At 67.3% G+C, this 21,692-nt stretch carries 20 protein-coding genes and 1 pseudogene; 7 read left to right on the top strand and 14 right to left on the bottom strand.

The genetic code is table 11. From position 1 onward, the window contains the following. Nucleotides 1-435 precede the first annotated feature (435 nt). Genes ACFFGY_RS02710 through ACFFGY_RS02685 form a run of 6 tightly spaced genes read right to left on the bottom strand, consistent with a single transcriptional unit; the run spans nucleotide 436 to nucleotide 6,219 of the window. Complete coding sequence (locus ACFFGY_RS02710; protein WP_377042834.1) at nucleotides 436-1,476, bottom strand: adenosine deaminase; 1,041 nt, start codon at nucleotides 1,474-1,476, stop codon at nucleotides 436-438. Continuing rightward, entirely contained in the window at nucleotides 1,476-2,495 is a 1,020-nt protein-coding gene (locus ACFFGY_RS02705) for a LacI family DNA-binding transcriptional regulator (protein ID WP_377042833.1), read from the bottom strand. The genes ACFFGY_RS02710 and ACFFGY_RS02705 overlap by 1 nt, the downstream gene beginning before the upstream one ends. 40 nt (nucleotides 2,496-2,535) lie before the next feature. Further along, nucleotides 2,536-3,528, bottom strand: a complete 993-nt coding sequence (locus ACFFGY_RS02700) for an isopenicillin N synthase family dioxygenase (RefSeq protein WP_377042831.1) — start codon at nucleotides 3,526-3,528, stop codon at nucleotides 2,536-2,538. Between the two features lie 29 nt (nucleotides 3,529-3,557). Further along, nucleotides 3,558-4,346 (bottom strand): ABC transporter permease, encoded by a 789-nt coding sequence (locus ACFFGY_RS02695; RefSeq protein WP_377042830.1) that lies wholly within the window; start codon nucleotides 4,344-4,346, stop codon nucleotides 3,558-3,560. Next, nucleotides 4,343-5,125: an ABC transporter ATP-binding protein gene (locus tag ACFFGY_RS02690; protein WP_377042829.1), complete on the bottom strand. Its 783-nt coding sequence runs from the start codon at nucleotides 5,123-5,125 to the stop codon at nucleotides 4,343-4,345. The genes ACFFGY_RS02695 and ACFFGY_RS02690 overlap by 4 nt, the downstream gene beginning before the upstream one ends. After that, nucleotides 5,125-6,219, bottom strand: coding sequence for an ABC transporter substrate-binding protein (locus tag ACFFGY_RS02685; RefSeq protein WP_377042828.1), 1,095 nt, complete (start codon nucleotides 6,217-6,219; stop codon nucleotides 5,125-5,127). Before ACFFGY_RS02685 ends, ACFFGY_RS02690 begins: the two co-directional genes overlap by 1 nt. A 368-nt stretch (nucleotides 6,220-6,587) precedes the next feature. Between ACFFGY_RS02685 and ACFFGY_RS02680 the strand changes: the two genes are divergently transcribed. Beyond that, nucleotides 6,588-6,731 (top strand): hypothetical protein, encoded by a 144-nt coding sequence (locus ACFFGY_RS02680; protein WP_377042827.1) that lies wholly within the window; start codon nucleotides 6,588-6,590, stop codon nucleotides 6,729-6,731. A 319-nt stretch (nucleotides 6,732-7,050) separates the two neighbouring features. Here the strand turns inward: ACFFGY_RS02680 and ACFFGY_RS02675 are convergent, their stop codons facing one another. Together ACFFGY_RS02675 and ACFFGY_RS02670 are read right to left on the bottom strand one after the other, a co-directional pair. Next, nucleotides 7,051-8,196 (bottom strand): mandelate racemase/muconate lactonizing enzyme family protein, encoded by a 1,146-nt coding sequence (locus ACFFGY_RS02675; RefSeq protein ID WP_377042826.1) that lies wholly within the window; start codon nucleotides 8,194-8,196, stop codon nucleotides 7,051-7,053. Beyond that, entirely contained in the window at nucleotides 8,193-9,515 is a 1,323-nt protein-coding gene (locus tag ACFFGY_RS02670) for an MFS transporter (RefSeq protein WP_377042825.1), read from the bottom strand. The genes ACFFGY_RS02675 and ACFFGY_RS02670 overlap by 4 nt, the downstream gene beginning before the upstream one ends. Nucleotides 9,516-9,629: 114 nt before the next feature. Here ACFFGY_RS02670 and ACFFGY_RS02665 point away from each other — a divergent pair, with 114 nt between their 5' ends. Further along, nucleotides 9,630-10,526, top strand: coding sequence for a LysR family transcriptional regulator (locus tag ACFFGY_RS02665; RefSeq protein ID WP_377042824.1), 897 nt, complete (start codon nucleotides 9,630-9,632; stop codon nucleotides 10,524-10,526). Between the two features lie 458 nt (nucleotides 10,527-10,984). Then, a complete protein-coding gene (locus tag ACFFGY_RS02660) occupies nucleotides 10,985-11,956 on the top strand; it encodes a LysR substrate-binding domain-containing protein (RefSeq protein WP_377042823.1) in 972 nt (323 codons plus the stop codon). A gap of 81 nt (nucleotides 11,957-12,037) precedes the next feature. On the opposite strand, the gene ACFFGY_RS02655 is transcribed toward ACFFGY_RS02660, so the two are convergent. Both ACFFGY_RS02655 and ACFFGY_RS02650 read right to left on the bottom strand, forming a co-directional pair. Next, a complete protein-coding gene (locus tag ACFFGY_RS02655) occupies nucleotides 12,038-13,222 on the bottom strand; it encodes a trans-sulfuration enzyme family protein (protein ID WP_377042822.1) in 1,185 nt (394 codons plus the stop codon). A 54-nt stretch (nucleotides 13,223-13,276) separates the two neighbouring features. Continuing rightward, nucleotides 13,277-14,293: an amino acid ABC transporter substrate-binding protein gene (locus tag ACFFGY_RS02650; RefSeq protein ID WP_377042821.1), complete on the bottom strand. Its 1,017-nt coding sequence runs from the start codon at nucleotides 14,291-14,293 to the stop codon at nucleotides 13,277-13,279. A 475-nt stretch (nucleotides 14,294-14,768) separates the two neighbouring features. Here ACFFGY_RS02650 and ACFFGY_RS02645 point away from each other — a divergent pair, with 475 nt between their 5' ends. Beyond that, the gene (locus ACFFGY_RS02645) at nucleotides 14,769-15,200 is read left to right on the top strand and encodes a hypothetical protein (protein WP_377042820.1); all 432 of its coding nucleotides are present in this window, start codon (nucleotides 14,769-14,771) and stop codon (nucleotides 15,198-15,200) included. Between the two features lie 214 nt (nucleotides 15,201-15,414). On the opposite strand, the gene ACFFGY_RS02640 is transcribed toward ACFFGY_RS02645, so the two are convergent. Next, a complete protein-coding gene (locus ACFFGY_RS02640; RefSeq protein WP_377042819.1) occupies nucleotides 15,415-16,362 on the bottom strand; it encodes an AraC family transcriptional regulator in 948 nt (315 codons plus the stop codon). Between the two features lie 44 nt (nucleotides 16,363-16,406). On the opposite strand from ACFFGY_RS02640, the gene ACFFGY_RS02635 reads away from it, so the two are divergent. After that, entirely contained in the window at nucleotides 16,407-17,138 is a 732-nt protein-coding gene (locus ACFFGY_RS02635; protein WP_377042818.1) for an SDR family oxidoreductase, read from the top strand. A gap of 105 nt (nucleotides 17,139-17,243) precedes the next feature. Here the strand turns inward: ACFFGY_RS02635 and ACFFGY_RS02630 are convergent. The 3 genes and pseudogenes from ACFFGY_RS02630 to ACFFGY_RS02620 form a co-directional block, all read right to left on the bottom strand. Continuing rightward, nucleotides 17,244-17,585, bottom strand: a pseudogene (locus tag ACFFGY_RS02630) (recombinase family protein); the annotation flags it as partial. Nucleotides 17,586-17,649: 64 nt separating this feature from the next. Then, nucleotides 17,650-18,369: a hypothetical protein gene (locus ACFFGY_RS02625; RefSeq protein ID WP_377042817.1), complete on the bottom strand. Its 720-nt coding sequence runs from the start codon at nucleotides 18,367-18,369 to the stop codon at nucleotides 17,650-17,652. A gap of 27 nt (nucleotides 18,370-18,396) precedes the next feature. Next, on the bottom strand, nucleotides 18,397-19,221 hold the full coding sequence (locus ACFFGY_RS02620) for an alpha/beta fold hydrolase (protein WP_377042816.1): 825 nt from the start codon (nucleotides 19,219-19,221) through the stop codon (nucleotides 18,397-18,399). A gap of 370 nt (nucleotides 19,222-19,591) precedes the next feature. Here ACFFGY_RS02620 and ACFFGY_RS02615 point away from each other — a divergent pair, with 370 nt between their 5' ends. After that, entirely contained in the window at nucleotides 19,592-20,344 is a 753-nt protein-coding gene (locus tag ACFFGY_RS02615; protein WP_377042815.1) for an SDR family oxidoreductase, read from the top strand. Nucleotides 20,345-20,405: 61 nt separating this feature from the next. Further along, nucleotides 20,406-21,608 carry an MFS transporter gene (locus tag ACFFGY_RS02610; RefSeq protein ID WP_377042814.1) on the top strand — a complete coding sequence of 401 codons (1,203 nt, stop codon included), beginning with the start codon at nucleotides 20,406-20,408 and terminating at the stop codon, nucleotides 21,606-21,608. Nucleotides 21,609-21,692 lie beyond the last annotated feature (84 nt).

The raw sequence follows: 21,692 nt of genomic DNA, 5'->3' as shown, positions 1-21,692 counted from the left end.
GCGCCGCTGTGAGACGCCTAGTGATACATCAGATGTTCCGGGAAGCCGGTCAATGCCGGTCTCTTCGCTCCCCGGCCGGACTGCGTCTGGCTGGCCGAGCGCAGCGTCGCCCTGAACCTGCGCGGCCTGCGACTGAGGGGGAGAACACCAACAGCGTCTGCGTCCCGCCAGGGCCGGCAGGCTGACACGCGAACCGTCGCGGACAGCCCCGTTCCCAAGCGCGCTCCGACGCATCCGGAACAGGCGGCGCGCGGAGCAGACGCTTCCGTTGCGGACCGGTAGGGGCAATCCACTTTTAACGGGCCAACGGACGTCTCAGGCCATCGTCGATGGCACCGCCTGGACCGTGTCTCCGACCAACCAGAGATGCCGCGAAACCTGCCGCACTCCGACGCGAAAAGGCGGAGCATGGCCGATGGGCTGAGACGGGGCGGATCACGCCGCCGGCGAGGTCGCGCCACCGGGCTTATGGCGATCCAGCTCCTCTAGGTGCCGGTCGCGATCGGCCCCGGCCATGAAGGCGCTGGTGAAGCTGTTGCGGGCAAGCTGCCACAGCTCCGCGTCGGAGAAGTTCAGCGCCTGCTGAATGGCGGCGTAGTTCTCGTTGACGTAGCCGCCGAAGTAGGACGGGTCGTCCGAGTTCACGGTGATGCAGAGCCCGGCCTCGTGCAGGCGGCGGATGTTGTGGGCCTGCATGTCCGGGAACACGCGCAGCATGATGTTGGAGCAGGGGCAGACCGTGAGGGGGATGCCCGTCTCGGCCATCCGGCGCATGAGGTCCGGATCCGCCTCGCAGCGCACGCCGTGGTCGATGCGGTCGACCTGCAAGGCGTCCAGCGCTTCGCAGACGAAGTCGGCGCCGCCTTCCTCGCCCGCATGGATGGTGGTGCGCCAGCCGAGATCGTGCCGCGCCTTCGCGTAGGCCCGGCGGAACTTGGCGGGACGGTTGCCCATTTCCGGGCCGCCGGTGCCCAGGCCGATGATCCGGTCCCGCCAGGGGCGAAGCCCGTCGAGCATGGACAGCGCGTCCTCCTCGTCGAACTGCCGCTGGATGCCCACGATCAGCCCGCCGGTCATGCCGTGGGCGCACTTCGCGTCGTCGAAGGCGCGCAGGATGTTGTCGATCACCGTGCCCATCGCGATGCCGCGGCGCAGATGCCCCTGCGGGCTGATGAAGACCTCGGCATGGCGCACCCGGTCCTGCGCCGCGCGGTCGAGGTAGGCGCGGGTCATCTCGTAGAAGTCCTCACCGGTCTGCAGCACCGTGAGGCCGAGATAGAACAGGTCGAGAAAGGACTGCAGGTCGGTGAAGCTGTAGGCGGCCCGCAGCGCCTCGGCGCTGGCATAAGGGATGCGGACGTTGTTGCGGCCCGCGAGGCGCATGATCGTTTCGGGCTCCAGCGAGCCTTCCAGGTGCATGTGCAGCTCCGCCTTGGGCAGCGCGGCGATGAATGGCGAGATCGGGGCGTCGAACATCAGGGTACTCGCGGGGAGGGACGGGGGCTGGGCGGATGGACGGAATGCCGCTCGACCAGCTCGTGCGACAGGACGGTGAGGGGGGCGGGCGCCCGCCCCGAGAGCAGGGCGAGCAGGCCCTCGACCGAGGCCTCGCCCATCCGGTCCCAGGGCAGGCGCACGGTGGTGAGGGCGGGCTCCACGTAGCGGCCGAGGTCGGTGTCGCCGCAGCCGATGATGGACAGGTCGCGCGGCACGGCCAGGCCGCGGCGCTGGCACTCGGCCACCAGGCCGAGGGCGAGGATGTCACCGGTGCAGGCGACCGCGGTGGGGCGTTCGGGGCAGCCCAGCAGGCGGGCGGCACCGTCCCGCACGGCGGCGTTGTCGTAATCCGCCGTCAGCATGCGCCAGGCCTCCGGCATCGCAAGGCCGAGGGCGTGGATCCGCCGCTCCGCGCCGCGGAAGCGCTCCGCGACGGACGGGGTGTTGTGCAGCGGGCCGGACAGCAGGGCGATGGCACGGTGGCCCTGGTCATGGAGGTGCTGCACCGCCAGCGCCATCGCGCCGGCATTGTCGAAGGCCACCGCCGGCGCGTCGCCGGGCTGCAGCAGCGCATCCTGCACCACCACAGGCGTGCCCGTACGGGCCAGCAAGGCAGCAAGGTCCGGGTCGACGCCGTGGCCGGTGAGGATCAGCCCGTCGACCCCACGCCCGAGAAGATGGCGCACCTGCTTGATCTGCCGGGCCGGATCGCGCTGGGTGCAGTGGATCAGCAGCGCGTAGCCGGCCGCGTCCAGCACCCGCTCGATCGCCGCGATCACCGGGGCGAAGAGCGGGTTGGCGATGGTCGGCACCAGCAGCCCGATGGTGGCCGAGCGCTGCGAGATGAGCGACCGCGCCTGCCGGTTCGGGATGTAGTCCAGCGCCGCCACCGCCCGCTGCACCGCGTCGCGCTTGTTCGGCTGAACCAGTTCCGGCTGGTTCAGCACGCGCGACACGGTGGCGATGGACACCCCGGCCGCGGAGGCGACCTCCCGCACCGTGACCTTCGGTGGCGAGGACGCCGGCCCGGCCACGCGATCAGGCCGCGGCGTCGCGATACTTCTGCACCGTGCGGAAGCGGCTGAGCAGGTAGTCGCCCGCGTTGATCGGCTCGTACTTGGGCGGGTTCTCAGGCGACTGGCAGCTGGGCAGGCAGGCCACCGGCGCGGTGTAATCGAGGTTGAAGAACATCGGGATGGAGAAGCGCTCCTTGCCCGTGCGGTTCACCACCCGGTGCAGGTTCGAGCGGTACAGGTCGTTGGTCCAGCGCTGGAACAGGTCGCCGAGGTTCACCACCAGAGTGCCGGGGATGTAGGGCGCGCTGACCCACTCGCCGTCGCGCTTCTGCAGCTCAAGCCCGCCGATCGGGTCCTGGGAGAGCAGGGTGATCATGCCGTAGTCGGTGTGCGGCGCCACGCCGAAGGCGTTCTCGTCCACCACGGGCGGCTGCGGCGGGTAATGGAACAGGCGCATCTGCACCATCGGGTTGGTGCACCACTGCAGGAAGTGGTCGGGCGGCATGCCGAGGCTGACGGCGAAGACGCGCGTCAGGCGCAGACCCAGCGCCTTTGCCGCCTCGAAATAGGCCTCCGACGCTTCCCGCAGCCAGGGGCATTCGGCGGGCCAACGGTTGGGCCCGTGCAGCGGCAGCCCGGCGGCGACGGCGGGATGGTCGAGCGGCAGGTCCACGCCGATCTCGTAGCTTTCCTTCAGGTCGGGTGCGTAGCCGGGGTGCTGATTGATGCCCTGGGGCATGAAGCCACGGCGGAAGCGGTCATCCATCTTGTGCGCCATCCGCTGCTCCTCCGGCAGGTCGAAGTAGCGCTTGGTGGCCTGGAACACGCCGTCGAACACGTCCTGCGGGATGCCGTGGTTCTTCACGTAGAAGAAGCCTGTGGTCAGGCAGGCCTGGCGCAGCCGCTCCGCGAGCGGGGCGAGGTCACCGCCCTCGTTGAGCGCCGTCAGGTCGAGAACGGGAACCTCGTCCGCCGTGGCGGCGCGGGGCGCGTTGGATATTGCGGCTTGGGACATCGGGGACTCCTCCAGCATGGTTGGGGTTTTCAAACGGAGATGGGCCGGTCGCCGGCGGTGTTCATCCAGAAGATGACCCGCCGCTGCACCGCCTGCACGATGACGTGCAGCACGACGCCGATCAGCGACAGCACGACCAGGATGGCGAAGGTGCCGGCCATGTCGAAGTTGAAGTTCTTCTGCATCAGCAGGAAGCCGAGCCCGGCCTTGGCGCCCACGAACTCGCCGACGATGGCGCCGATGACGGACAGCACGATGGCGACGTCCAGCCCCACGAAGATGTAAGGCAGGGCCGCCATCATCCGCACCATGCGGAACACCTGCCAGCGCGTGGCGGTGCAGGACACCAGCATCTCGATCTGGTCGGCGGGCGCCGAGCGCAGGCCCATGATGGTGTTGGCCAGCAGCGGAAAGAAGGCGATCGTCGCGGTGATGATGATCTTGGAGGAAAGGCCGTAGCCGAACCAGATCACGATGATCGGCGCGACGGCGACCTTGGGCAGCGTCTGGAACGCGACGATGTAAGGATACACCAGGCGCTCGGCCAAGGGCGACAGCGCGACGAGAAAGCCGAGCAGCAGGCCGCCGATCGCGCCCAGCGCAAAGCCCGCGACGATCTCCCACAAGGTGATCAGCAAGTGCCAGTGGAACTCGCTCGACCCCACTGCATCCCACAGCGCCAGCACGATGGCGGAAGGCGGCGGCAGCACGATCTTAGGGATGCCAAGCAGCCACACCGCCGCCTCCCAGCCGCCGAACACCAGCACCGCCATCAGCACGGGCAGCAGCGGCCCTGTCAGTACGGAACGGCGGTTCATGCTGCGAGCATCCCGCCGGCGCGGAAATGCGCGCGCAGGTGGCTGACGTAGCGGCCGAACTCCAGCGTGTTCTGCATTTCCAGCGTGCGCGGCCGCGGCAGGTCGACCTCGACCACCTCCACGATATGGCCGGGCCGCGGCGCCATCACGACGATGCGGTCGGCCAGGTAGATGGCTTCCGGAATGCTGTGGGTCACCAGCAGCACCGTCTTGCGCCGTTCCCGCCAGATGCGCTGCAGCTCCTCGTTCATGGTTTCCCGCGTCATCGCGTCCAGCGCCCCGAATGGCTCGTCCATGAGCAGGATGGACGGGTCGTGCACGAGCGCGCGGCAGATGCCGGCGCGCTGCTGCATCCCGCCGGAAAGTTCGGAAGGGTAGCGGTTCTCGAAGCCGTTCAGCTCCGCCATGGCCAGCAGATCCCGCGCCCGCGCACGGGCGGTGGCGAGGTCGAGCTTCTGCACCTTGGCGGGCAACAGCACGTTCTCCAAGATCGTCAGCCACGGCAGCAGCACCGGCGCCTGGAACACCACGCCCAGCGCGGCGTTCGGCCCGGCCAGGGGGCGTCCCCCGATCGTCACCTCGCCCGCCGAGCGCGGCAGCAGGCCTGCCAGGATTTTGAGCAGCGTGCTCTTGCCGCAGCCGCTGGGGCCGACCACCGTCACGAACTCACCTTCGCGGATGTCGAGGTCGATGGCAGTCAGCGCCTGCACGCTGCTGCCGTCCTTGGCGGCGTAGGTCTTTGCTACGCCGCGGATCCGCAGGAAGGCGCCCTCCGCCATCAAGGCTTGCACGCGGCCGCGGCGGCCTGCACGGCGGCGACGTCGAAGCGGCCGACTTTCTCGAAATAGTCGGGGATTTTCACCATCATCGACGAGGCCGCGACCGGCTTGTCGATCTGCTTGGTGTCCAGCATGAACTTCACGAGCCGGTCATAGGCGGCCGGGTCCGCGTTGCCCCACAGCTTGCCGCCGTTCAGCGTGAAGGCGTCCTTCAGGCTGTCGAGCTGCGCCTGCTGGGTGTTGAGGTCCCAGCGCACCAGCGTTTCCGGATCGGCGCCGGTGGGCTTGGTGGACGGGTAGCGGTCCCAGTGCAGCTGGCGGGCGCAATCCGGATTGGCGAGGGCGTAGACCGTGGCCTTGGCCATGCCGCGGGCGATGCCGACCACCATCTCCGGGTCCTTGTCCACCGTGGCCTGCATCACCGCCAGCGTGTAGTCCGGGTACTGCCGCCAGTCCTCGCCGACCAACTTGCGCAGCTTGAGGCCGGCATTCTCGAAGGAGGCGATGGCGGCGGCCCAGTACAGCAGCCCCTGCACCTTGCCGGAGCGGAGCGCCTCGATGGGCGGGGCGCCGAGGCCGAGCGGCACCAGCTCCACGTCCTTGGCCGGATCCAGGCCGTTGTTGCGTAGGAAGCTGTTGAAATAGGCAATGCCGCCCGTCGCCAGGCTGAACACGCCGATCGTCTTGCCCTTCAGGTCCTTGGCCGAGGTGATGGGACCGTTCGCATCCACCGCCACCGACCAGTCGATCACGCCGTTGCCCATGGCGATGCGCACCGGCAGGCCGTTCTTCGAGTTGGCCTGAACGATAACGCTGGCGTTGACCTCGCCGAACTCGGCATTGCCGCCCACCATCTGCTGGATGGACTGCAGCGAGGCGCCGACCGGCATCAGCTCGACGTCGTAGCCCTCCTCCCGCCAGTAGCCGAGGGTGAGGGGCAGCGTCAGCATGGGGTAGCCGACGTTCAGCACCGTGGTGCTGACGGCGATGCGGACCTTCCGCAGCGGCTTGTCCGCGGCGGCAGCCCTGCGGGGCATCGCCAGCGGCAGGGCTGCAAGCGACAGGCCAAGCTGGGCGAATGACCGACGATGCATAGGTTCTCCGATCGAAATGGCTCGCGGGAGCAGTCAGGGATGTTTGAAAACGCTTTCAGCAATCCCCATGCCAACCGTTTTCCCGAGTGGCCGCCTGGGGAAGGGCCCCAAGTGAGCCAGGGCCGGCCGTCGGCAAAGCCAGGGGAAGGAGCAGGTCGCCTCCTGATCGGGCACCAAGCTGGGTGGCTGCCTTGCGCAACGGGGGGCGGCCACTGGGCCCCTGAACGCGGCGAGCTCAGCCACCCGGCTCGTACTTCCGGTTGAAGCTTGTGCCGTCGTCGTCCTGCCCAAAGCCGGGCAAGCGGAACCCTCGGCGCACCTATCACACGGTCATCCCGCTACCGGCAGGATTGGTCCGCTCGCGCAGGGTGCGGGCTTGGTCCGGGGGAGAGCTCGCGATAATCCTGAAGGAAGCAGAGCCCGTCCTCCTGAACTACGGCTGCGCCGCTGGTATCGACGGCAAGCTGCTGCGCAACCTGTCGGGAGTGGCCGAGGCGGGCGGCCTGCTCTGAACCGTTTCCGATGAAGGGCGGACCGTCGAGTGCCTGGAGCCGTCCGGCAATCGATGGCAGCATCACCCGTCATTCGCGTGGGCATCGCGTGATGCGGCCCAGCCCGTACCACGCCGTGCGGGTTGGCCTAGTCATCACAACCTCGCATCCGACCGAACGACGCGTCCGCTTCTGGGATGCCGAACATGGTCGAAGCATGACCCGTACGGGCGCAAGGCGGTCGAGATCGTGGTGGTTACCGCAGCGCTGACCCGGTCCATAGTTCGGTGCCGAGCCCACACAGCAATGCCTCGTGCCTGGGTGCCCGAACTGCCCCGAGCTATGCGGTGATCTCGCGTCGGGACACCGTATGGGGCAGCAGGACTTCCGGCCGTATCTCGATGCCGAGCCCGGGTCCGGTCGGGACCGACACCGTACCGTCGCCGTTCACGACCGGCCGTCCCGCGAGGTCCAGCAGCGGGTTGGGCCCCGCGTCGAATTCCAGAAACGGAAAGGGCACGGCGCCGCCAGCCCGGTGGGCGGGAAGGGTTGCGACGAGGTGCAGCGCCGCGTGGAAGTTCACCGTGCCGCCCCAGACATGTGGCACCACCGGCCGGTCGTACAGCTCCGCCAGGGCCACCACGCGACCCACCCCGCTGAGGCCGCCGCAGATGGCGATGTCGGGCTGCAGCACGTCCATACAGGCAGCATCCAGGAAGGGCTTGAACTCGGCCGCGCTGCCGTAGGTCTCGCCCCCCGCCAGCGCTGGCCGCAACTGGCCGGATAGCATGTGGTAGCCTGCCAGATCCTGCGGCGAAGCGGGTTCCTCAATCCAGAGCAGACCGGCCGGTCCCATCGCCTCGGCGGCCGCCAGGGCGGCGCGCGGGGTGTAGGACTGATTGAAGTCCAGCATCAGCGTGCCCTCCGCACCCATCAGCCGCCGGATGGCGATGGCCATCGCCGCGTCGTCCGCCGGGCGGAAGCCGCTGCGCAGCTTGATGGCGCGGAAGCCCGCCCGCAGGTAGCCCTCGGCCTCCCGCTCGAAGTCGCGGTACGGGTGGCCATCGGGTTTGAAGAAGGGGCCGCTGGCATAGGCGGGAACGCGGTCCCGCAGCGCGCCGCCCAGCAGGGTCGAGAGTGGCACGCCCTGCAGCCGTGCCGCCAGGTCGTGCATGGCCATGTCCAGCGCGGCCACTGCCGTCATCGCCGTACCCTGGGTATCCGAACCCGCAGCATCGCACATCCCGCGCCACAGGCGGCCGAGATGCGCCGGATCCTGGCGCAGCACGCCGCGCGCCAGATGTGCCTCGATGATGGCGGCCGCCGCCGCCGGCGCGGCCCAGGTCTCTCCCCAGCCGGACAGGCCGGAGGAGTCCACCACCTCGACCAGCAGGGTTTCTCGCCGGTCGAAGAAGATCAGGGCATTGCCGATGGTCTCGGGCAGTGGCGCCACCAGGTGGTGGAGCCGGATGGCGGCGATGGTCACGAACGCACCTCACGAGGCGTGGCAGACAGGGGGGCGGCGGGCCGTTGCATCATCTCACGCATCGAGCGGCCCAGGATCAGGATGGCGGTGGCGGTCACCGCCATGACGCCCGCCAGCACCAGCTGGGCGCCGCTGAAGCCGCCCGTGGCATCCCTCACCCAGCCGATGATGCTGGGGCCGAAGAAGCCGCCGGTGCTGCCGGCCGAGTTGATCAGGGCGATGCCGGCCGCCGCCGCCGCGCCGGTCAGCAGGGTGGTGGGGAAGATCCAGATGTTGGGCGAGGCGCCGCCGATCCCTGCCGCGCCGATGGTCAACCCGACAAGCCCCATCAGCGGATCGGTGCTGAGTGCCGCCAGCACGAAGCCCACCGCGCTGACCAGGAAGGGACCGGCGGCGTGCCAGACGCGCTCGCCCGTCCTGTCAGCGTGGCGGCCCACCAGGATCATGGCCAGCGCCATGAAGGCGGAAGGGATGGCGGTGACGAACCCGGTCTGCACGGTGCTGAGGCCAAAGGCTCGGACGAATTGCGGCATCCAGATCGCAATGCCCGTGGTGCCCATCACCAACCCGACCGCGATCAGGCACATCAGCAGCACGCGCGGATCGGTCAGGGCGCGGCCGATGGTGAAGCGCTCCTGCTTCTCCTGTGTCGCGCGCTCGGCCTCCAAGCGGCCGGACAGCCAGTGGCGCTCGTCCTCCCGCAGGAAGGTGGCGGTGAGCGGGCTTTCCGGCAGGCCCAGCAATACGACGACGCCCATGATCACCGCAGGCACCGCTTCGATGACGAACATCCACTGCCAGCCCGCCAGACCCTGCAGCCCGTTCATGTACTCGATGACCAGGCCGGAAACCGGCGCACCGATCATGGAGGACAGCGGCACCGCGATGTTGAAGGTAGCGAACATGCGGGCGCGGTATTCCTGCGGGAACCACAGCGTGATGTAGAAGATCATGCCAGGAAAGAACCCGGCTTCCGCCGCGCCCAGCAGCACGCGCACGATGTAGAAGCTGGCCGGATTCCAGACAAAGGCCGTGGCGGCGGACAGGATGCCCCAGGTGATCAGGATGCGGGCGATCCAGATGCGGGCGCCGAAGCGCAACAGCAGCAGATTGCTGGGCAGTTCGCACAGGATGTAGCCGAGAAAGAAGATACCGGCCCCAAAGCCGAAGACCGAGGCAGAGAAGCCCAGGTCCTGATTCATGGTCAGCGCCGCGAAGCCGATGTTCACGCGGTCCAAGAAGGCGGCGAAATAGCAGATCATCAGGATCGGCAGAATGCGCCGCGCTGCTTTGGCGATGATGTCAGGCCTGTTGTTCAACAGCTGTTCCCCCTGTTCGCGAGCTTCGCCGCGTTCCGAAGGCCTATTTATCCAGGCATTGACTCCGCCAATCAAATGGGATGTTCCAAACTCGCTATATTGGAAACCCTGAAGATGCGGGTGACGCTGGCGCAGTTGGAGGCCTTCTTCTGGACAGCCGAGCTCGGCTCGGCGCAGCGGGCCGCGCAACACCTGAACCTAGCGCAGCCCACCCTATCCCTGCGGCTGAAAGATCTGCGCGGCGCGCTGGGGCACGACATGCTGGAGCGCACCGGGCGCGGCATGCGCCTGACCGCCGAGGGACGGGCGTTGCTGCCGCGCGTCGCAGCCATCATGGCCGAGCTGCGTGGCATCGGTGGCGCCGACCCGGCGCGCGACGTGGCCGGTCCGGTCCGCGTCGGCCTCGCGGAAGGGTTCGCCGTCACCTGCCTGCCGCCCCTGCTGGCCGGGCTGTTGCAGGATCATCCCGCCCTGCAGCCTGAATGGGTGGTCTCCACCAGCACGACGCTGGAGCAGGCGCTGCTGCGGGACACGCTGGATCTGGCCGTGCTGCTGAACCCGATCGGTGACGAGCGGCTGCACCTGAGGCCGCTCGGCGCCCAGCCGACGAGCTGGGTGGTCCCCGCCGCCTGGGGAATGGCGGGGCCGGTGGCGCCACGCGACCTCTGGTCCCTGCCGGTGATCAGCAATCCGCCGCCTTCGGCGATGCACCGGCAGATCACGCGCTGGTTCGGTGCCAGTGGGCTGGCGCCAACGCGGCTGAGCGTCTGCACCAGCGTCGCCATCATCGCGGAACTGGTCGCTGGCGGCATTGGTGCCGGTTTGTTGCCGTTGCCGATGGCGGCGCGCTACGTCGCGGAGGGAACCATGCAGGTCCTGGCGGCCGAGCCGCCGGTGGAGAACGGCCTGCTCTTCACGGTGTATCGCACCGGCGTGGACGATCCGAAGGTCCTGGCCGTGGCGCGGACGATCACCAGGGTCATGCAAACCATAGATTACGTACAAACCTGAACTCTCGGATGCCGATCACGTCCTGCCCGACCTCAGGCAGGACCTGCAGTACGTCGATAGGCTATGTGGATGTGGAACTGCCCCACGGGAACCGTGGGTGCGTCAGCGAGGCGGGCGACTGAACCTCTGCCGCGATCCTGGTGCGTTCAGCAGGCTCGGTGGCGTCGACCCAGGACTGCACCAGCGCCTCCTTGGCCGGGCTCGCGTACCAGCCTGCCATGCCGCGCGCCCTGGCCCCGGACAGTGCCTTTGCGGATCGACGATGCTGCCGCCGTTGTTCCAGGTGTGAAAGATACTTCATCCTCCCTGGTCCGCCGGACCATGGTGATTGCCGAGCTGTAGGACGCTTCCCTTCCCATAAAGGCTGCGTACGGACTTCAACGCCTGGGTTAATAGGATCAGTAGCGGGACGGTGTGTCGGAAGTGGCAGAGCTTCGGAACGTGCGGGAGACGATGCGGTGAACCATCGCCAACTCGAGGTGTTCAACGCCGTCATGATCAGCGGATCGGCGTCCAGGGCGGCGGAGTTGCTACAGGTCACCCAGCCTGCCGTAAGCCGTGCCATCGCCGACCTGGAGGCGGCCATCGGCTTCTCCCTGTTCGATCGCGTCCGCGGCCGTCTCGTTCCCACGCCGGAAGGGCAGATGTTCTTCTCGGACGTCCGCTCCAGCTTCATCGGGCTCGACCGGCTCAGGACATCGGCGGCACGCATTCGCGACTTCGGTTCCGGGACCATCCGGATCGCCAGCCTGGCAGCCTACGGCAACACTGTCGTGCCACGCGCTATCAGGATGTTCCGCGGCCAGCACCCGGACATCGCCATCACCTTCCAGATTGCCTTGTCAGCCCAGGTGCGGGATCTGGTGGTGAACGGCAACTTCAGCATCGGTCTCGCCGCCGACGAGGTGAACCTGACGGGTGTGGAGCACCGGGTTTTCTCCACTGGCCGTGCCAGCTGCGTGATGCCTCCCGGGCACCCTCTGGCGGCGAAGGCAGTCATCCGGCCAGCCGACTTGGATGGTGTCCCGTTTATCGCTCTTTCTGCCGAGGACCGCGCCAGGGCGCGGTTCAACACGGTGCTCGACGCGGCTGGAGCTCGGCCGAACGTGGTTGTGGAAACACCCTTCGCCGCCACGGTCTGTGCCCTGGCGCTGGAGGGGATCGGCGTTGGGCTCACCCAGGCCGTGGCGGCGGAGGGATTCCTCGAACGTGGCCTCGTGATGCGACCCTTCGAGCCTGAGGTTTACTTCAAGACTTACCTGCTATTCCGACCGGACACGCAGAAGTCGATCCTGGTGAAGCACCTCGTGGCAGCGCTGATGGCGGCGCGGGACCAGGGACCAATCAGGACTGCCCCCTCGCGTTCACGCTCTTCCGCATGCGAGAAGGCATCGGTGCAGCGTCCCGCGACCTCAAGGAGGACGCGGTAGACACAGCCTGTCACCTGATCGAGTGCGTCGATAAGCGCAGCAACTCCTAGAGGAACGACGCCGTGCGGCTCGCACTGTCGCTCATGCCGCGGCACGGGCTCCGCTCTGAGCCAGCGCGGCCAGAAGTGCCTCCAGGTCGGCCCAGAGATCGTCCTCCTGCTCCAGCCCGACACTGATGCGCAGAACAGTACCCTCGTGCGTCCAGGGGTTCACCGTACGATCGCCCTTGACCGACATCGGCGCAATCAGGCTGCGCGTGCCGCCCCAAGAGGCGCCGATGGCAAAAACCTTCATCGCCGTCAGAGCCGGGTTGAGCCCGATCTCCGCACCGGGCTTCAGCACGATGCTGAACACGCCGCCCGAGCCTTTGATGTCGCGCACCCAGAACGCGTGCCCCGGACAGGAGGGCAGGCAGGGGTGTAGCACCCGGTCCACCAGCGGGTGATCCTGCAAGCGGCGGGCGAAAGCCTCCGACACCCGGCCCACATGCGCCAGGCGCACCCCCATCGTCTCGATGCCACGCAGCGCCAGCGCCACCTCGTCGGGCGAGACGCCGATGCCGAGGCTGCGCAGAACCTCCTTCATACGCTGCCGCAGGTCGATATCCTTGACCGTGATGGAGCCGAGCAGGAGGTCGGAGTGCCCGCCCACGTACTTGGTGAGTGCTTCCGCTGCGAAGTCGCAGCCGTGGTCCAGCGGCTTGAACAGCAGCGGGGTGCACCAAGTGTTGTCGCAGCCAACCAGCACGCCCTTGGCCTTCGCGGCCTGCACGATGGCCGGAATGTCCTGCACTTCCATGGTGCCCGAACCAGGGGACTCCACCCAGACCAGCTTGGTGCGTTCGTCGATCAGGTCGGCGATCCCGGCACCGATCAGCGGGTCGTAGATCGTGTAGTCGATGCCGCGAGGCGCCAGAAAGTCGCGGCAGACGCCGCGTACGGGACCATAAGCGCTGTCGGGCACCAGCACGCGGTCACCGGGCATCAGGAAGGTCAGGAAGACCAACGTGACGGCCATCTGACCCGAGGGCACCAGCACGGTGCGAACGCCGTTGTGCAGGGCGGTCAGTTGCGCCTCGAGCGTGCGCGTGGTCGGCGTGCCGTGAAGGCCGTAGGTATAGCCGTCGAAGCCGCGCTGGCTGCGCGCCGCGAAGCTTTCCCCGTCCTCGTAGGTGATGGTGGAGGCACGGTAGGTCGGCACGGCAAGGCTGCGGAAGCCTTCCTGAGACACTTCCGGGTGCTGAACGCAGCGGGTCAGGTCGTGCATGGGATTCCTCGGGTCAGGGGCTGAAAACAGGAATAGCCAGGTGGTGCCAGGACGTCAGCGGATAGGGGGGGCGTATTGGAGCCCGCCCTTGGTCCAAAGCTGGTTCTGGCCGCGGGGAACCCCCAGGGGCGCGATGGTGCGATCCCAGACTTCCGCGAAGTTGCCGACCTGGCGGATGACGTTGAAGGCCCAACGACTGTCCAGGCCCATGGACCTCCCGAGATCGCCATCGATGCCCAGCAAACGGCGTACATCCGGGTTGGCGCTGCCGAGGGAGCCTTCGACATTGGCGCTGGTCAACTCCAATTCCTCCGCCGTCAGCATGGCGAAGTGGGTCCAGCGGACGATGTCGAACCACTTGTCATCGCCCTTGCGAACGAGGGGGCCGAGGGGTTCCTTGCTGATCACCTCGGGCAGCAGGACGTAGTTCTCTGCCGCGGCACCCTCGCTTGAGCGGAACGAAGCCAGTGCGGAGGCATCCGTCGAGTAGCTGTCGCAGCGACCGTTCCGGAAAGCTGCCCGCAACTCAGCCACGTTGTCGATCAGCACGGGCGTGAAGTGCATGTTGGTCCGCCGGAAGTAGTCGGCCACGGCGAGCTCGGTCGTGGTTCCGGGCAGGATGCAGATGGTGGCACCGTCCAGTTCCTTGGCCGAGTGGACGCCCGAGGAATTGTGCACCATGAAAGCCGTCCCATCGTAGAACGTGATGCCTGCGAAGAGCAGGCCGAGGCTGCTCTCGCGCCCGAGGGACCAGGTCGCCGTGCGCACCAGCAGGTCGATCTCGCTCGATTGCAGGGCGGTGAAGCGATTTGTGGAGGTCAGCGAGACAAACTTCACCTTGGAGGCATCGCCAAGCGCGGCGGCGGCGACGGCCCGGCAGAAGTCAGCCTCGCTGCCGCGCAGCTCGCCGCGGCTGTCGGCGAAGGCAAAGCCTGGATTGGTGCCAGACACGCCGCAGGTCACCGCCCCACGCGCACGGATGGCGTCCAGGGTCGGCGAGCCAGAGCTCTGAGCCCAGGCGCTTGAGGCGAGCAGCGTGGCGGCCAGACACGACAGTATGGTCCGGAGCATGGATAGGTTCCTGCGGCAGGTGCGGCCTGCGGACCGTGTCGCAAGTCAGCTTGGTTTGGGAACTGAGCGGAGGCACAGACTTGATAACCAGATGTTATACGCGGAGGTCGACGGGCGGACGTAGCAGGAGGTGGACCAGAGCGAGGTCACCAGACTGTCAAACAGCATCGAGATCTGACCCCTATCGGCGTGGAAAATCGGCTCTGACGCAGTTCTGGTGAACCTGGGTATCTCCTGGCTGCCTCTCCTCGAAAGGAGGCGGCAGCATGCAGCGGGTTTTCCGGTCAGCGGCCCTGGTCCCGGACGGGCTGATCGTTGAAAGCTGTGTCATGGATGGTGATCAGGCCACCGTCACCGTTCGGGCGTCGGCGCAGGAGAGTGTCTGCCCCGCCTGCGGCCTATCCGCCGCCGGGTTCACAGCCGCTACCTGCGCCGGCTGTGGGACCTGCCTGTCGCCGGACGGGCGGTTCGGCTGTTGCTCCTGGCACGGCGCTTTCGCTGCGACACGGTGACGTGTCGGCGGCAGATTTTCACTGAGCGCTTCGGCGCCGGGGTGCTGGCGCCCCGCGCGCGACGCACCACCCGGATGGAGGGTCTGGTCCATCATCTCGGGCTGGCGCTGGGCGGGCGTCCGGCTGCGAGCCTGGCTAGGCGCCTGAGGCTGCGGGTCAGCCACGACACGCTGCTTCGGCTGGTCCGACGCCGGGCCGTCCTGTCCGCTGCGGCGCCCCAGGTGATCGGCATCGACGGCCGATGCCTGCCTTCGACGAGGCTGCACGCGGGCGACCTGTTCAAGGAGGAGGCGGAAGCTGCTGTGTTGGGGATGAAGACGCCGGAGACGGCCATGCGGAGCTTGGTAATGCGCGTGCAACCCTTGCTGCCAACTCACCAGCACTGCCACGCCTGAGGTCATGACCATCCCGGTGCAACCTATGCTTGACCACCGTCGTGTTGTTAACGGACAGAAAGAAACTGGCTTGCGGCCTGAAAAGCATGGTTTCGCCAGATCCGGCAAGGTCGGCCTCGCGCCCATCTCGATCATGCTTTGACCACATTCAGCATCCCAGAAGGGGACGCCTCATCCGGCCGGACGCGAGGCTGGATCAACAGGCGCTTGCGGCTCAGGCCTTGCGCGCCCTTCGCCGCGGTGAATGGCCGATCGTGCGCTTGTAAGCGTGGCCGAATGCGCTCTGCGATGTATAGCCCACGCGGGCGGCGACGATTGCGACGTCCACGCTTCCCTGCTCCAGCAGGCGGCGTGCCAGTGTCATGCGCCAATGCGTCAGGTAGTCGAGCGGCGGGCGGCCAACCCGGCAGGCGAACAGGGCGGCGAAGGCCGAGCGCGACATGCCGACCCGTGCCGCCAGTTCCTCGACGGTCCAGGGATGGGCGATGTTGCCGTGCATCAGGCGGAGGGCCTCGCCGGTCCGGCGGTCCGCCAGGGCCCCGATCCAGCCATGGCTCTCCTTCCCATGATCGGCCACGTAGGTGCGGATCGCTTCCACGAGCAGGATCTCGGCCAGCCGGGCCATAATGAGGGTGCTGCCCAGCCCGGGCCGCTCGGTCTCGGCTTCCAGCAGGCTCAGAGTTCGCACGACCGCGGTAGCCGAGGGCGCCTGCCTGGCGATGTGCATGAAGCACGGCAGCGCATCCAGCAGGAAGTCGGCCTCCCCGTTCGCGAAGGCAATGACACCGCCGACCGAGACGGTCTCGGCTCCGCCCAGGCAGACGACATCGCGGCCAGGACCGGCGAACAGGGGCATGCCGTCGTCCGGCGTAACATCCGGATGGCTCGCCACCGTGTAGGCGGTGTTGCCGAGCAGGAAGGTGTCGCCCGCCGAGAGCGCGCGCGGCGGCTGGCCTGGGACCATGATCCAGCATCTTCCCCGGAGGAGGGCGACGAACTTCAGCCGCGCCTGGGCCGGAAAGGTGAGCGCCCAGTCCCCCGCAGCCTCCAGCCGCGTGCGGCGGACGCTTCGCGCGCCGAGCGTGACGAGCACGTCGGATAAGGGGTCGTCGGAGTTCCTGGACGAATGCGACAAAACCATGGCGACTTGAGTATAGATCATCCGGCTTCGTGCCCACACCTTCTCGTCGGCAGAAGGATGCAGCCATGAGCCTCGAGAAAGTCGTCGCCATCACCGGCGCGGGCAGCGGCATCGGCCGCGCCAGCGCGAGACTGCTCGCCGCGCGGGGAGGCAAACTTGTCCTCGGTGGGCGTCGCGACGCTCCCCTCGCGGCCGTGGCGGCCGAGATCGAAGGTGCGGGTGGCACGGCCGCCTACCGGCAGACCGACGTCACCCGGCGCGCGGATCTGGACGCCCTGGTCAAACTGGCATGCGACCGCTACGGCCGCCTTGATGTTCTGGTCAACAATGCGGGCATCGGTCCCATCTCGCGCTTCGACGCGCTGAAGGTGGATGAATGGGACGCGATGATCGACGTCAACATCAAGGGCGTCCTCTATGGCATCGCCGCCGCGCTGCCTGTTTTCCAGCGGCAGGGAAGTGGCCACATCGTCAATGTCGTTTCAACGGCCGGGTTACGGATCGTGCCGACCATGGGGGTCTATGCCGCCACCAAGAACGCGGTCCGGACCATCACGGAGGCCTTGCGGCAGGAGGCCGGGGCTCATCTGCGGGTGACCGAGGTGTCGCCCGGCGTGATTGCCACCGACTTCGCGGACTCGATGACCGACGAGGCGGCGAAGGCTGCCGCCCGGCAGCGGGTCTCCGCCATCGCGATCCCGCCAGATGCTATCGCGCGCGGCATTGCATTCGCGATCGAGCAGCCGCCGGAGGTGGATGTCGGCAGCATCGTGATCCGTCCTACGGCACAGGACTGAGGAGCGGCAGGCAAGCGACAAAAGCAGCATCGGGTTACATGACGAACGTCTGCTCTGGTCATCCGCTTGCCTGGAAGCAGCGGTTTCGCTTGCGACCAACTCCGGTCATGTCGCCTGAGCGTGCCTTGTCCCAGTAGCCTCCTGAGGCTCTCTTGGACTGCCGACGAGTTGGGGCAGGAAGCTTTCGGCGGCCTGATGGATGTCAGGCTGGATGTGGGAAGCGAAATCGATACATTCCGGCCGGTCATCCATGTCTGGTGAAGCCCTGATCGAGTCCTCCAGCACTCGCATGAACGCTCCGTGAGCCTTCAGGGTACGCACCACCTCCAGCAGGCGCTCGAGTGAGCGGGCGAGGCGGCCGAGCTTGACCACCACCAGCGTATTGCCGCGGCCGAGCTGGCGCAGCAGGTTGACCAACACGGGGCGGGCGCCGTTGCCGCCGACGGCGTGCTCCTCGTGGCAGCCGCTGCAGCCGGCCGTGCCTGAGCCGTAGGGTGCGCCTGACTGCTCGCTACTTGAAGTGGTAGTCCGTCAGGTCCACCCCCACGATGAGGGGCGCATCCGCCACCGTGTTGTCTAGGTTCCTGGGAAAGATCCGGAACCGCGAGTACAGCGTGATACCCTGTACCTCGACCGGCTCCAGCAGGTAGCGGGCGGCGGCGTTGTTGCCCTGGATTTCCACCTCGTAGTCGTGGCGGCGAACGAGGCCGTGCTCATCAATGTAGAAAGTCTGTTCGCGGCTGTGGGTGGCTATGTCGGGTGGGAAGGTGACGCGGAGCCGGCGCCAGGTCTGACCGGCCTCGCTCCAGGGCGCGACTTCTTCCGAGACTACGCCTGGCTGAGCCAGGATGAAGGGGGCCGTCAGGTAGGTCCACATGGTGTAGCCCGCAAAGTAGGCGAGCTGGGCATTGCTCCACGGCGTTTCCATCGCGAAGCCGGCAAAGCTTCCCCGCGGGTTCGGCAAGGTTTCCACGGCTGTGCCGTCCGGTGTCACGATCGTCACTTCCTCCGGCGTGAAGCGCGAGCGGTTCTGTGTGGGGCGGAACGGCCCGTGCGATACCTCCTCCTGCCGGAGGTTCAGGCGGACTTCGGCGTTCGTCAGCACTTCCGCCTTGCCCTTCAGCGCCCACAGCAGACCGGTGTGGTGGAGGCGCGCCGTCAGCGAGGAGAATTTCCGGTAGCGATCAAGCCCGCCGTGAGCATCGATCGTTCGCACCGCGAGAGAGTTCATATCGGGTTTCCAGTTCTGCTTCGCTGCTCAGAGGTCGAGAAAAGTGCGGGCATGTCCCGCGAACAGGTCCGGGACCTGGAACAGCGCGCCGTGACCTGAATCCGGGTAGAGGATGAGCTGGGCCGCGCTCATCGCCTTGAACATCCGGTAGGCGTTGATGCTCGGGAACATGGTATCGTCGCTGCCGTGCACGATCAGGGCGGGCTGCCGGATGGCGCGGAGCGTGCGCTCGCCCTCGTCCTGCCGGGCGCACCAGCCGATGATGGCCCTGGCCTGGGCTTCGCCGACTGCCTTGCTGCTTTCGGGATCGCGGTCCTGCGTCCGGGCCGTTGCGCGGCGGATAAAGGCTAGCCCGGCCCCTTGGCTGCCCTCGGACGGGGTGAAGAAGAGGGGCAGACGGACATCGGCGGCGTTGCGAGAAAAGGCATCCTCAACCACGGCTAGGAGGTGTTCCTCCCCACCGCGCGGCGCCGCCCCGGCGATGATGAGCCTCCGGACCAAGCGGGAATACTCCGAGGCGAGAACCTGCGCGACCATACCGCCGAGGGAGAAGCCCAGGAGATCGACCACCGGCAGGCCCAGGGCCCCCAGAAAGGCGACGGCATGGGCTGCCATCGCCTCGACACTGTCTGGCGTCTGCCCGGAAGAGCGGCCGATGCCGGCATTGTCGAAGACGATCACGGTACGGCTTTCCGCCAGCGCGTTCACCACGGCCGGATCCCAGTCGTCCGTGGTGCCGGTGAAGTGCTGCAGGAAAAGCAACGGTGTTCCTTCGTTCCGGCCATACCGGCGGTAGGCGAAGCGGATGCCGTTGGTTTCGACGAAGCGCGTCGGCGCGGTCTCAAGCGACATAGGGGGACTCCTCTCGCACCGACATCCTCGGCAACGGGAGGCGCATGAGCTTGAACCGATGTCTGCCGTTCGGTGTTCCTCTGCTTGTTCTCTGGTATCCCCCAGCGTCGGGACCGGTGCGACCGGCGAATGCGCCACGTTTCGCGAGATCACCAGGACGCGGGCTGCTTTCCATCAGCGCCGTGGGCGATGGCCGCCGATTTACATCATCGCGATCATCTCTCGCCGCAGGCACGCTGAGACCGGGATTTTGCGAGACGGCGCGCCAAGCTCTACCGCTTGGTCTGATGCATTCCAAGCCATGTGAGCGCGCTCGCGCTGCAATGCCGAGCGCCTGAACCTGACTTCTTCATGGAGAGGCACCATGCACATGACCGGCAACACCATCTTCATCACGGGCGCGACCTCCGGCATCGGGCGCGGCTTGGCCGAAGCGTTCCACAAGCTTGGCAACCAGGTCATCATTGCCGGCCGGCGCCGCGCGTTGCTCGACGAGGTGGCCGCCGCCAACCCCGGCATGGCCGCGCTGGAACTCGACATCGCCGACCCGACCAGCATCGCTTTCGTGGCGGACAAGCTGATGCGCGACTATCCCAGGCTGAACGTGCTCATCAACAATGCCGGCATCATGCCCTTCGACGACGCATCGGGAGTGATCGACGACTCGGTGAGCCAGAAGATCCTGACCACCAACCTGCTCGGTCCGATCCGCATGACCTCGGCCCTGATCGAGCATCTGAAGCGTCAGCCCCGCGCCACGATTATCAACAACACCTCCGTGCTTGCCTACCTGCCGCTGGCGACCACAGCGGTCTACTCGGCCAGCAAGGCAGCCCTGCACAGCTACACCCTGTCGCAGCGCTTCATGCTGCGCGACACCTCGGTGCGGGTGCAGGAAATCGCCCCGCCCTGGGTCAACACCGACCTGGTCGGCAAGACCAACGATCCGCGCGCCATGCCGCTCAGCAGCTTCATCGCCGAGACGATAGAGAAGCTGGCGGGCAATGACGAAGAGATCGTGGTGGATGCCATCATGGCCATCCGCGACAACCCGGGACGCGGCGAGCACAGGCTCATCAACGACTTCAACGCCGCCATGATCGCCAATCCCATTCCGGCCTGAACCAGGGCCACCGTTCCGGCCGCCGTCCGGCGGCCGGGATGGGCAAAGCGAGTTTCCCACCATGTCGAACATGCCTGCGCTGACCTTGGCCGCCCCGCGGCCCGGCAGCAATTCCCTGATGCCTGCTGCCTTCCTCGGTCTCGGAACCTTCGCAATCGGGATGGAAGGTTTCATGATCGCGCCACTGCTGCCCACGATAGCGGCCGACCTCGGCATGAGCCTGCCGGCGGTCGCCATGCTGGTCGTCGTTTTCACGCTGGTGCTGGCGCTCAGCTCCCCCGTGACCACCGTGCTGACCGGCCGGCTCAACCGGCGTGACACGCTCGTGCTCGCCATGGCAGTCTTCACCGCCGGCAACCTCGTCGCGGCGTTTTCCCCGGGCTTCGGAACGCTGCTCCTGGCACGGATCCTGATGGCGGTTGCGGCAGGCCTCTACGCGCCGGGCGCTAGTGCCCTGGCAGGTGCCCTGGTCGAGCCGGAGAAACGCGGACGCGCGCTGGCCATCGTCAGCGGCGGCATGACGGTGGCCATCGCGCTCGGCCTGCCGCTCGGCTCCATGATCGGGCACGCCTTCGGCTGGCGCTCCACCTTTCTCGCGGTCGCGGTCATGGGGCTGCTGGCCATTGCCGGAGTTATCGGCGGCGTCCATCGGACGGCCGGATCGGGAATGGCCGTTTCCGGCTTCGGCGAGCGGATCGGCGTCATCCGGCAATCCGCCATCCTGCGCCTGCTGGCCGTCACCCTATTCTGGTCGATCGGCGCCTACACGGCCTATCCCTACATCGCGCCCTATCTCAGTTCGGTGCTGGGCTTCGGTGCCGGCGGCGTCGGGGCCACCGTTTCCCTGTGGGGCGTCTTTGCCGCGATCGGTGTCATGACGGGTGGTGCGCTCAACGACCGCTTCGGCTCGGCGCGCGTGGTGGCAGGCTCGCTGCTCCTGCTGGCGGCCGCTTTCCTGGCCATGGCGGCCAGCACGCTCCTGCCCGCCGGCTTTGCCCTTGTTCCGATCCTGGTGGCGGTGGCTACATGGGGCTTCAGCGTCTGGTCCTTCTTTCCCGCGCAGATGGCGAGGCTGATCGCCGCCGGCCCGTCGTCGCAGGCCTCGGTCGCCCTGTCGCTCAACACCTCGACCATGTATCTCGGCTTCTCCATCGGCAGCGCGATAGGGGCCGGTATCCTGGGCGCGGGCGCAATGTGGGGCATTGGCCTCCTCGCGGGCCTTTCCGAAATCCTCGCCTTCGTGTTGAACAAATACCGTATCTGACGATCGCGGATGCCGACCGTGGCCATTTCGGACGCAGAAGGCCTGGATCACCGGCTGGCCCTGCGTGCCGGTCTACTCCGAGGA

The sequence above is a fragment of the Roseomonas elaeocarpi genome (genome assembly GCF_042433915.1).
In the GTDB taxonomy this organism is placed as follows: Bacteria; Pseudomonadota; Alphaproteobacteria; order Acetobacterales; family Acetobacteraceae; genus Roseomonas; species Roseomonas elaeocarpi.
Note: the sequence above shows the minus strand (reverse complement) of the source record. Positions and strands in the feature narration are given on the sequence as shown.

What these genes read in the sequence shown, in the direction of transcription:
- ACFFGY_RS02710 (WP_377042834.1), bottom strand. Translation starts at nt 1,476, where the DNA reads ATGTTCGACGCCCCGATCTCGCCATTCATCGCCGCGCTGCCCAAGGCG.
- ACFFGY_RS02700 (WP_377042831.1), bottom strand. Translation starts at nt 3,528, where the DNA reads ATGTCCCAAGCCGCAATATCCAACGCGCCCCGCGCCGCCACGGCGGAC.
- ACFFGY_RS02695 (WP_377042830.1), bottom strand. Translation starts at nt 4,346, where the DNA reads ATGAACCGCCGTTCCGTACTGACAGGGCCGCTGCTGCCCGTGCTGATG.
- ACFFGY_RS02690 (WP_377042829.1), bottom strand. Translation starts at nt 5,125, where the DNA reads ATGGCGGAGGGCGCCTTCCTGCGGATCCGCGGCGTAGCAAAGACCTAC.
- ACFFGY_RS02685 (WP_377042828.1), bottom strand. Translation starts at nt 6,219, where the DNA reads ATGCATCGTCGGTCATTCGCCCAGCTTGGCCTGTCGCTTGCAGCCCTG.
- ACFFGY_RS02665 (WP_377042824.1), top strand. Translation starts at nt 9,630, where the DNA reads ATGCGGGTGACGCTGGCGCAGTTGGAGGCCTTCTTCTGGACAGCCGAG.
- ACFFGY_RS02655 (WP_377042822.1), bottom strand. Translation starts at nt 13,222, where the DNA reads ATGCACGACCTGACCCGCTGCGTTCAGCACCCGGAAGTGTCTCAGGAA.
- ACFFGY_RS02650 (WP_377042821.1), bottom strand. Translation starts at nt 14,293, where the DNA reads ATGCTCCGGACCATACTGTCGTGTCTGGCCGCCACGCTGCTCGCCTCA.
- ACFFGY_RS02640 (WP_377042819.1), bottom strand. Translation starts at nt 16,362, where the DNA reads ATGATCTATACTCAAGTCGCCATGGTTTTGTCGCATTCGTCCAGGAAC.
- ACFFGY_RS02635 (WP_377042818.1), top strand. Translation starts at nt 16,407, where the DNA reads ATGAGCCTCGAGAAAGTCGTCGCCATCACCGGCGCGGGCAGCGGCATC.
- ACFFGY_RS02625 (WP_377042817.1), bottom strand. Translation starts at nt 18,369, where the DNA reads ATGAACTCTCTCGCGGTGCGAACGATCGATGCTCACGGCGGGCTTGAT.
- ACFFGY_RS02620 (WP_377042816.1), bottom strand. Translation starts at nt 19,221, where the DNA reads ATGTCGCTTGAGACCGCGCCGACGCGCTTCGTCGAAACCAACGGCATC.
- ACFFGY_RS02615 (WP_377042815.1), top strand. Translation starts at nt 19,592, where the DNA reads ATGACCGGCAACACCATCTTCATCACGGGCGCGACCTCCGGCATCGGG.
- ACFFGY_RS02610 (WP_377042814.1), top strand. Translation starts at nt 20,406, where the DNA reads ATGTCGAACATGCCTGCGCTGACCTTGGCCGCCCCGCGGCCCGGCAGC.